The sequence below is a fragment of the Coleofasciculus sp. genome (assembly GCF_046565525.1).
In the GTDB taxonomy this organism is placed as follows: domain Bacteria; phylum Cyanobacteriota; class Cyanobacteriia; order Cyanobacteriales; family Coleofasciculaceae; genus Coleofasciculus.
Window position 1 is genome coordinate 1 of record NZ_JBKHUP010000180.1, and the last position, 9,594, is coordinate 9,594.

At 46.0% G+C, this 9,594-nt stretch carries 7 protein-coding genes; 3 read left to right on the forward strand and 4 right to left on the reverse strand.

From position 1 onward, the window contains the following. The first annotated feature begins 95 nt into the window (after positions 1–95). On the forward strand, positions 96–1,607 hold the full coding sequence (locus ACLGGO_RS34070; protein ID WP_446422640.1) for a hydroxysqualene dehydroxylase: 1,512 nt from the start codon (positions 96–98) through the stop codon (positions 1,605–1,607). Positions 1,608–1,762: 155 nt separating this feature from the next. Here ACLGGO_RS34070 and ACLGGO_RS34075 read toward each other — a convergent pair whose 3' ends face one another. Beyond that, a complete protein-coding gene (locus ACLGGO_RS34075; RefSeq protein ID WP_446335112.1) occupies positions 1,763–2,794 on the reverse strand; it encodes an N-acetylmuramoyl-L-alanine amidase in 1,032 nt (343 codons plus the stop codon). Positions 2,795–3,142: 348 nt separating this feature from the next. After that, the gene (locus ACLGGO_RS34080; RefSeq protein WP_446422641.1) at positions 3,143–3,430 is read right to left on the reverse strand and encodes a hypothetical protein; all 288 of its coding nucleotides are present in this window, start codon (positions 3,428–3,430) and stop codon (positions 3,143–3,145) included. Between the two features lie 151 nt (positions 3,431–3,581). On the opposite strand from ACLGGO_RS34080, the gene ACLGGO_RS34085 reads away from it, so the two are divergent. After that, the gene (locus ACLGGO_RS34085) at positions 3,582–3,833 is read left to right on the forward strand and encodes a helix-turn-helix transcriptional regulator (RefSeq protein ID WP_446357766.1); all 252 of its coding nucleotides are present in this window, start codon (positions 3,582–3,584) and stop codon (positions 3,831–3,833) included. 421 nt (positions 3,834–4,254) lie between these two features. Here the strand turns inward: ACLGGO_RS34085 and ACLGGO_RS34090 are convergent, their stop codons facing one another. After that, positions 4,255–6,594: a PAS domain-containing sensor histidine kinase gene (locus tag ACLGGO_RS34090; RefSeq protein WP_446422642.1), complete on the reverse strand. Its 2,340-nt coding sequence runs from the start codon at positions 6,592–6,594 to the stop codon at positions 4,255–4,257. Positions 6,595–6,841: 247 nt separating this feature from the next. Between ACLGGO_RS34090 and ACLGGO_RS34095 the strand changes: the two genes are divergently transcribed. Next, complete coding sequence (locus ACLGGO_RS34095) at positions 6,842–8,410, forward strand: Ig-like domain-containing protein (RefSeq protein ID WP_446422643.1); 1,569 nt, start codon at positions 6,842–6,844, stop codon at positions 8,408–8,410. 181 nt (positions 8,411–8,591) lie between these two features. Here the strand turns inward: ACLGGO_RS34095 and ACLGGO_RS34100 are convergent, their stop codons facing one another. Then, on the reverse strand, positions 8,592–9,320 hold the full coding sequence (locus ACLGGO_RS34100) for a GUN4 N-terminal ARM-like repeat domain-containing protein (protein ID WP_446335117.1): 729 nt from the start codon (positions 9,318–9,320) through the stop codon (positions 8,592–8,594). Positions 9,321–9,594: the final 274 nt, after the last annotated feature.

Here is a 9,594-nt window from a genome sequence, read left to right on the forward strand (position 1 = left end):
TATTTATTACAATACAAGACTAAGAGAAAATAAAAAGTCGTCCTAAAAGGACGAGGCTTGTATCCCTAGTTCTCGGTAAACTGCTGAAGTCAAGGATGTCAGAAGCGTCAGCACAAAAGCGGATAGTCGTCGTTGGTGCAGGATGGGCAGGTTTAGGTGCGACTCATCATCTTGCCCAACAAGGCTACGATGTTACTCTTCTAGAAGCCGCACCCTATGCCGGTGGATTAGTGGCTGGATGGAAAACCTCTGGCGGACGTTCAGTCGAAGGGGGTATTCATGGGTTCTGGTATCCCTATCGCAATATCTTTCGTCTGGTTAACGAATTAGGGCTGAAACCCTTCACTCGCTTTACTTATTCCTCCCAATATTCTCCGGCTGGATTAGAAGTCGAATCGCCCCTGTTTCAAAATGAATTCCCGCTTCCTACCCCATTGGGTACTTTTGTGTATCCCAAGTTTAGACGCTTACCTCTAATTGACAGGCTTTCGGCTTTGCCTCTTCTCTATGCTCTGATTGATTTTGATAATTCTGATCAAGCGTGGCGACGTTATGATAAGGTAACCGCCCGCGAACTATTTAAACAGTTTGGTGTTTCTGCCCGACTATATCAAGATTCCTTTGAACCGATGCTATTGGTGGGTTTATTTGCCCCTGGCGAGCAATGTTCAGCAGCCGCCACCCTGGGAATGCTTTATTACTTCATTTTGGCTCACCAACCCAATTTTGATGTCGTCTGGTGTCGAGGAACAGTGGCAGAAATGATTTTTAACCCCTGGGTGGAGCGGATTGAGAAAGCTGGGGGACGAGTGCTGACGAATAAGCGGGTGAATGATATTCTCTTGGACGATAGGGGTAAGGCGAAAGCGGTTGTCTGTGGAGAGGAAGTCTTTGAAGCCGATGCGGTGATTTTTGCCGTTAGTGTTAATGGCATGAAAAAAATTGTTAGTGCGAGTACGAACTTACAACCTTATCCTGAATTCCGGAATTTGAGAAACTTAGGGGCAATTGATGTCTTGGCAACCCGGTTGTGGTTTGACCGAAAAGTTATTCTGCGGAATCCTTCTAATGCTTGTTTTGGCTTTGATCCGACGACAGGGTGGACATTTTTCGATTTGAATGCGCTGCATGATGAATATGCATATCAATCGGGAAGTGTAATTGAAGCAGATTTTTATCATGCTAATCAATTATTACCCATGAGTGATGAGCAAATTGTGGCAAAGGTTCATCGAGATTTAGCCACTTGTGTGCCAGAGTTTCGTGATGCCAAGGTTATTGATAGCAGCGTGATTCGTGTACCGCAAGGGGTAACGCATTTTGCACCGGGAAGTTATCAGTATTTGCTGCCAGCGACAAGTTCGATTGATAATGTTTTTATGAGTGGGGATTGGATTGTGACCAAGCACGGTTCTTGGTCACAAGAGAAGGCGTATGTGACGGGTTTAGAGGCGGCAAATTTAGTAATTGACTGTTTTGGGTATGGAAATAAGGCAACGATTATTCCGGTTGAACCCGATGAACCTCATATTCAAGTAGGGCGGATGATTAATAAAATGGTGCGGGATTGGGGGAAGACAGTATTACCTGATTTTTGGTTGCCTTAGTTTTTGAGCTGGAGACGGTAGATAGCAAAATTAAACGGTTAAACCCACCTTTACAATTGACGAAGGGCGGGTTTTGTTGAAAGGTTATCGGTAAATACCAAAGTTAAGCGGCTAAAGGGAGCCCTGACAATTGACAGACGTGCCATGGCAAGTCTTTACATAAATGAATTCTGCCGAATATATTGTAAAATACCCTGTGCGATCGCGCTTGCCATTTGGCTGTGGTATTCTGGTGTCGCTAGTCGTGGGTTATCCTCTCGTCCAGTAACGAAACCGACTTCCACGAGGACAGCAGGGATATGATTATTACGCAAAACGTAAAATCGGGCTTGTTTCACGCCGCGATCGCGAATCGGAATTGTCTGTAAAATACTACTATGAATGGTTTGAGCCAGACGCTGACCATTAGAGTAATAATAGGTTTCTAATCCATTCACATCAGGACGGCGACCAATAGCATTAGCATGAATACTTACAAATAAGTCCGCTTGGGCTTGTTTTGCCATCTCGACGCGCGGTGCTAAGTCTACAAAATAATCGCTGGTTCGGGTGAGAATGACTTGAATGCCTTGTTGCTGTAAAATAGCAGCAACTTGTTGAGAAATGGGCAAAATCACATCCTTTTCCCGCAACCCATTTAACCCAATCGCACCGGGATCTTTTCCCCCATGTCCGGGATCAATCATAACCACAATGCGGCGGTTAGGAACTTGGGAACTATTAAATGGAGGATTGCTAGTTATAGGCGGTATGACAGGATTTTGCGGCGGTAGAGGGGTTTGTGTCGTTAACTCAATAACTCGTTGCGGTGGCGGTAACTGCACTGTCCACATCCGAGGGGAGAATCCTTTGAATAGAACCTGTTGGGGATTAATCGTATAACCCGGATTAAATTCAATCACCAAGCGCGTGGTTTGGGAGTTCAATTGACCAACACGCACCGCCCGAACTGCGCCACCGACTAACTGTTCTAATTTGGAGTTCTCCAGCAGGATACCGGGTAAATCAATCACCAGGCGGTTGGGATTAGCAAAAAATTGTCCAGTGGGTTGCACCCCTTCATCTGTCGTAAAGACGAGTTGATTTTGATTCACATCAAAGCGCCAGGAAAGCAATCTCGCCGCTTGCGCTGGAAAGGAGAGCAAAAAAAAGCCGAGAAAACTGGGAAGTAGCCAGTGCAGTTTCACTGTTAAAGTTCCTCAAGACAGGGGACGGGGATTAATACTGCAAGGGATAGGGGAGCAGAGGGAGCAGAGGGAGCAGGGGAAGCAGGGGAAGAAGAAATTACATTTAGAGCTTATCCGAGTAGTATTGGGATGGGGATCATGTTCCAGACGCGCCATGGCTCATCTGAGATATAATATCTAGCATTCTTTTGTTCCATGGGAGTAAACGTAGCTTCCTCGATTTTAGACGGGGGATATTGGATTGTCTCGCACCTGATGGAGTTGAACGTATCGCGGTTCTTGATGTTAATCATTTACAATTGAGAGACTTTTCTATCAGGATAATTCCCCCTGATGTCTAACGAACTGCTATCTGACGTGTGCCAAGCTTCCCAAATCGTCTCGCTGTTTTGCCCAGACAGAACGTAGGTATTCGATAACGGTTTGAGTATAATTAAATTTTTGGCATTCTTGTCGAATCCACAATCCTAGCTGCCATAGTTCGTCCAAGGTTGTGGTTTTTTGAATTAAGGCAATTATTGCCTCAATCCAGAGTTTTAGTTTTCGATAACTGATAAATTGCCCACCTTTGTCGCGGCGATGAACAAAAATAACATTGATAGTGGTGTTGTCTGAGAAGGGCGCACAGTTTTTCACCTTCGGTTTGAAGGCGTAGCCAGTCAGTATGTTTCATGGAATTTTATGGTGAAAAGAACGAACGGATGGAAGGGCAGTTAAAATATTCTCTGCCCTCTATGGTTTTTTGGATTCTGACCAGTAATGCATAACTAGCCATGCATTACAAGTCATGACTTACAATATGCCCCAAGAAAGTGGAAAGCGTCTCACACCAGCGGATTTGCGTCAGCGTACAGGTTTGACTCAGGTGAATTTTGCGATATCGATTGGAAAAAGTCCTTCAACCATTGCCAAATGGGAAGCTCGAACGTCTCTACCGCGAGGCACACCGTCTGAAATCAAGCGTTTGTGTCAGGCTTATCAATGCACTCTCGATGAACTGATTGAGGCATTTGAGGGGATTGATGTCGAGTCAGGGTAGCATCTGATTGAACATGAAATGGAGGTCGAATGGCACGCTCAGATGAGGCTGGTGGGCATTGCCCACCCTACTACACTGGCAAGCTTAAAACGTTGGTCAATTATTTTCGCCAAACCCTTATGAGAGTAGCTATCCAGAAAAATTTTACCCACAATTTTAACCTTGCCGATGTACTACAGAATATAACGGGTTTGGACGATCCAAAAATGCACGCTTTTCAGTGCCATTGAACTTAAATCAGTTGGGCATCAGCACGAAAGCGGATAGGAAAATTAAAAGGTAATTGTCTATCATTGAGTTCCGCCTAACCCATCCTACTGGCTGGGAATATCGTTAACGTTAACCTCCTAACCATTGCCATTGGAGTTCCCTCCTTCCTCCTTCCTCCCCTTGATAAGGGGAGGGTTAGGGTGGAGTCAGACTAACATTCACCATTGAAGGGAATTTCCACCACAAACTCCGTACCGCATCCGGGTGCGGAGAAGCAATGTAATTCTCCCCCATGTTTTTCTACAACAATTTGATAGCTAATTGACAATCCTAAACCCGTCCCTTCTCCTACAGGTTTTGTGGTAAAAAATGGGTCAAAAATTTGTTCCTTGACTTCTTCATGAATCCCAGAACCATTGTCGGCGATGTGAATCAGTACAGAGTTGCGCTCTGATAATTCAGTCGAAATCCATATCGTCGGCGTGGAAACATCATCAGGAAGAGAGAGTTCCCCTGATGCCGAATCCTTTGTATTCTCCGGTTGTTTATCCCCTGAATTGAGAGCATCAATGGCATTATTCAAAAGATTCATAAAGACTTGATTCAGTTGTCCTGGATAACATTCTACTGGGGGAAGCTTGCCGTACTCTTTGACAACTTGGATGTTAGAGGCTTCCGACTTTAAGCGGTGCTGCAAAATTAACAGTGTATTCTCCATCCCTTGTTCAATATCCATACATTTGCGTTCAGCTTCATCCAGGCGCGAAAAATTCTTTAAGCTACCAACTAACGCTTGCAGGCGGGTTACACCGACTTTCATGGAACTGAGAAGTTTGGAAAAATCTTTTTGGAGAAAGTTAATATCAATTTCTTCAATTAAGGTTTCAATTTCCGATACAGGTTTAGGATAATGCTTATCATAGAGTTGGATTAATTTCAATAAATCCTGAGCATATTGATTGGCATAGGCAATATTTCCGGATATAAACGTGATTGGATTATTGATTTCATGAGCAACCCCTGCCACTAACTGTCCCAAACTTGACATTTTTTCACTTTGAACCAGTTGGAGTTGAGTCTGTTTGAGTTCGTGTAGGGTTTGTTCAAGCTGAGTGGCTTTCTCTTTTAAGTTTTTTTCTGACTCTCGCAAGGCAGATTCAGCCGCTTTACGTTCCTTGAGTTCGTCCGCAACTTGCTCAAACAATGCCGCTTGCTGAATAGCTACACTTAACTGGATACTCAGTTTTCTCACACATTCGATTTCCGGCTGCTGCCATTGCCTTACTCCCGAACATTGCTGAACCACAAGCAATCCCCAGAGCTTTTTCCCTTGTAAAATAGGCGCTACCACATTAGCCCGAACCTGAAGCGTTTCGAGTAATTTAATGTGGCAGGGGGTTAAATTTGCGTTGTAGATATCGTCAATTACTCGAATATAACCGTCTTGGTAGAGAGACGATACAACTTCATCCTCCTTAAAAAAATCGTCCTCAATGGTGGTTTTGACAATCCTCATCCACCCATCGCCAACTGACTCCACATCAACTGTTCCCGTCCAATCCGGGTTAAAGCGGTAAATGAGCGTGCGATCGCACGTCAGAAATTTTCGCACTTCTTCGACGGCTGTCTTCAGGACTTCATCCAGATTCAAGGACTGGTTAATTCGCTGATTCATACAGCTCAACAGTCGCTCTTGCTTGGCTTGTCGCTTTAATTGCTGTTCAGTTTGTTTGCGTTCGGTAATGTCACGAAACGACCAAATTCTGCCGTAGTATTCACCTGTAGGAGATAATACGGGTGCGGCGTAACGCTCAAAAAATCGTCCGTCAGTGAGTTGAATTTCATCTTGGCAACTCAGGTTGGGATTCTGCTCAAGATATTCGACTTTACTGAACACCTTTAGCGGTTCAGCAATTAAAGACAACATACATTCTAAAAGTTTCTCCTTATCTGAGGATTTCACAGATTCATGAGGAATTTGCCACATTTGGCAAAATCGAGAATTGTGACTAATAATTCTGCCATTTGGAGCAATGACGATGACGCCATCCGGATCAGCCTCTTGTTGCGCCTTTAATAAAGCATGACTGATTTGGAGTTCCTCTTGGGCTTGCTTACGGGATGTAATATCAGTCTGGACGCCAATAAAATAGATCACATGTCCCTTGGCATCTCGAATCGGTGAAATAGCTAGCTCATTCCAAAAGGGTGTTCCATCTTTGCGATAATTTCTAAGGACTACTTTCACGTCTTGCTGAGTTCGTAGAGCCTGACGGATTTGCTCAACCCCATTCGGATCAGTATCGGCTCCCTGTAGGAAGTGGCAATTGCGTCCAATCACCTCTTTACGGGAATAGCCAGTGATTGTCTCGAAAGCGGGATTGCAATAGACAATCGGCATATCTGGTTTGCTCGCATCGCTGAGGATAATGCCACAGCTTGCCGCACCGAGGATACGCTCATCCAAATAAAGTGTCTCCAGAGCGACTTTATCGGAGGTATTGGCATCGAAAAGACGACCTGTTGAGGACTGATGTAGGTGAGAAATCATGGCAGTAAGTCAGCAATGTGTAATACCTGGGGAGGTCGAGGCGTATTCTTTTCAATTTAAAAACACCTCAAAAGAGATTTAAATACACCCAAAGGATGAATTTATATAACTTTATGGAAGAATCAATATACATGTTTCTAAAATAAAGATTCAAAAAAACATCCTGTTTTCTGGGGACGAGAGTCAGTCGAGAAAGCCTGCACCCTGTAGAGTTACTGCCTGGAGGCGGATCTAGACTAGAATCTAAATGCCAACTTTGATTGTTGAAATGTCAGCTCCAACCGTACCCTCTAAAAAATTTCTTCAACCCATTGACCGTCTGGCTTTGGTAATCATGGTAGTGCTAAGTCTGCTAATTGGCATCGTCCTATTGACAGGCGATACCACTCGACCTAGAGTTAGGGCTTTTAGCTGGCAGGACAAATACGTCAGTGCTGAGGATGCAGCGTTTATTCTAACCTTTAGCCGTCCGATGAACCACGCCAGCGTAAAAGCAAATCTCAAAATCACACCCGTTTTGCCAGAGGGTGAGGTTAGTCCCTCAGAGGTGCCGCCAATCGAGGGAAAAATTAGCTGGGCGGGGCGTAAAATGGCGTATACGTTGCTCTCGCCGATTCCTTATGGTAATGACTATCAAGTTCAGCTTCAGGGAGCAAAGGAGAAAATACCGGGAGTTGAAGAAGAAGGTACAGTCATGGAACCGTTTCAGGCGACATTTCACAGTCGCGATCGCGCCTTTGCTTACATTGGCGTCGAAGGAGAGGAGCAGGGGAGGTTAATCCTCTATAATCTCACACGACAACAAAAAACACTGCTGACGCCGGCTGATCTAGTCGTACTGGACTTTAAGCCCTATACTGGGAGCGATCGCATTTTATTTTCGGCGAATGACCGCCAAAATCAGGCAAGGGGTTTACTCACGGCACAACTGTACACCGTAACCACAGGACTATCGTTTCCATCTCCAAATAAACGTTCCCCATCTCAGTCAACCCCTGGCAAGCTTGATTTAGTGTTAGATAGTCAAGACTATCAAAATCTGCAATTCGACTTATCTGGAGACGGACAAATCATTGTGGTACAGCGAGTGAATCGAGAAGATCCGGCTGATTTTGGCTTGTGGATTATCCCCGCTGATGGCGAACCCCAACCCCTCGAAAATCAGCCCGGTGGCGAATTTTTAATTGCCCCAGATAGTGCCTCATTAGCCGTGGCGCAAGGGCAAGGGGTGGCGATTTTGCCGTTAAACTCCGACGCCGAACCGCTAGACTTTCTGCCCAAGTTTGGTCGAGTCCTCAGCTTTGCCAGAGATGGTTCAGCGGCGACAATGGTGAAATTTAATACCGACTATACGCGATCGCTGTTTTTAGTGAATAATCAGGGAGCAGAGCAAGAATTATTACGTACAACCGGCTCGATTGTCAACTGCGAGTTTGCCCCCAATGAAGAAACCCTCTATTGCCTGCTGACACAACTAATTCAAGGGGAAGAGTATCGCGAGGAACCGTTTATCGCCGCCGTTAATCTCAACGCTGAACCTGAGAGTGAACAGAGTCCGGTCAAACCCTTGGTGGTTCTGCCGGAACAGCGTGATATTCAACTGAGTTTATCCCCAGATGGTTTAGCCCTATTATTCGATCAGGTAGCAACCCGACCCGCCTCAGCGATTGATAGTTTAAGAAATGATGAAGGTCAGGCGATCGCAACCGGACGTCTTTGGCTATTGCCCTTAGATGAGTCTATACCCTCAGAAACACCCCTGCAACTACAACCTGAGCCATTATTACCAGGATTCCAACCTCACTGGCTACCGTAGCAGGAGCAGGGGGAGCATGTAGAGACGCTTCAAAAGCGCGTCTGGGAGCAGAGGGAGATAGAAAGTCTGTTGTCGGGGCGGGTTTTACCCTTAACGTTTCGTTTTCACCCGAATGTAACTAAACCCGCCCCGACCAATTGCGAAAATTATCTGACAAATGACCAATGACTAATGACCAACTTTAGCTATCACCTAACCACGCCGGATGAGAAAGCAAAGTCGCAATAACCCGGACACCACGTAGCTGATTGGAAAGCGGGAGATGACCTTTCGGGGCGCTGAGATCCCAAGTAAATTCATTGGGGTATCGAGTCCAGCTATTTCCAGTCTTCCAGCCAATTTTGGGCCACAGTTTTTCCCAGTTTTTACCCACAGAAAGCCAAAGTTCCCGCTGCACAGAGAATCCAAATTTACCTTGAGAGTGAATCACCCACAGGGTATTAATCGTTTGTAAATCGGGAATCGGGAACTTCTCCAGTTCAGAAAAGTACAACCATTTTCGCTGTACGGCAGTAGAGCCAGCCAATTCACAAAGTTTCTCTAACGTCAACCTATCCGCTGCCTGAAACTCTTGCTGGGCAAGTAACTGTTGTAGAGGAGCGTAGTCAATATCCCGTTCAGACAACAGGGGAACAATCCCTGTCGGAAAATGGCTTTGTAGGAACTCCTCAGTTTTGGCAGTCTTTGCCTGATAAAGGGCTTGGTATGCCAAACCGACACTGAGACTGGGAGGGGTTGAGGATTGCGCTTGCAGAAAGTCCATCAAAACATCTAAACCAGCATCCCCCTGATTCACCAGTTCTGGAATGAGCTGGAGTTGTTTTTTCTCAGAACTCGACTCGAGTTGGCTAGTCAACTCGGCAAGCTGGTTAGAGGTTTCGGGTACAGAGGCAGTCGTTTGGTCTATCATGAAGCGACGTGTTTGAAGTTGCGGCAACTGATCCTATTGTCGAGGCAAAGTGGCTCGCTTGAACGCCTTAGACTCGAAAATTGACAAGATTACTTTAGAGCATCGGTCTAATAACCTCAGTTAGCAGTAAAAAGAAGTCACCCGCTCCCCTGCTCCCCTGCTCCCCCTCCCTCCCCCCCCCCCCCCCCCCCCCCCCCCCCCCCCCCCCCCCTCCCCCCCCCCCCCCCCCTCCCCCCCCCCCCCTCCCCCCCCCCCCCCCCCCCATACCCCACCC

Excerpts from the sequence above, each read along its gene's own strand:
- ACLGGO_RS34070 (WP_446422640.1), top strand. The coding sequence starts at position 96 with ATGTCAGAAGCGTCAGCACAAAAGCGGATAGTCGTCGTTGGTGCAGGA.
- ACLGGO_RS34085 (WP_446357766.1), top strand. The coding sequence starts at position 3,582 with ATGACTTACAATATGCCCCAAGAAAGTGGAAAGCGTCTCACACCAGCG.
- ACLGGO_RS34090 (WP_446422642.1), bottom strand. The coding sequence starts at position 6,594 with ATGATTTCTCACCTACATCAGTCCTCAACAGGTCGTCTTTTCGATGCC.
- ACLGGO_RS34095 (WP_446422643.1), top strand. The coding sequence starts at position 6,842 with ATGCCAACTTTGATTGTTGAAATGTCAGCTCCAACCGTACCCTCTAAA.
- ACLGGO_RS34100 (WP_446335117.1), bottom strand. The coding sequence starts at position 9,320 with ATGATAGACCAAACGACTGCCTCTGTACCCGAAACCTCTAACCAGCTT.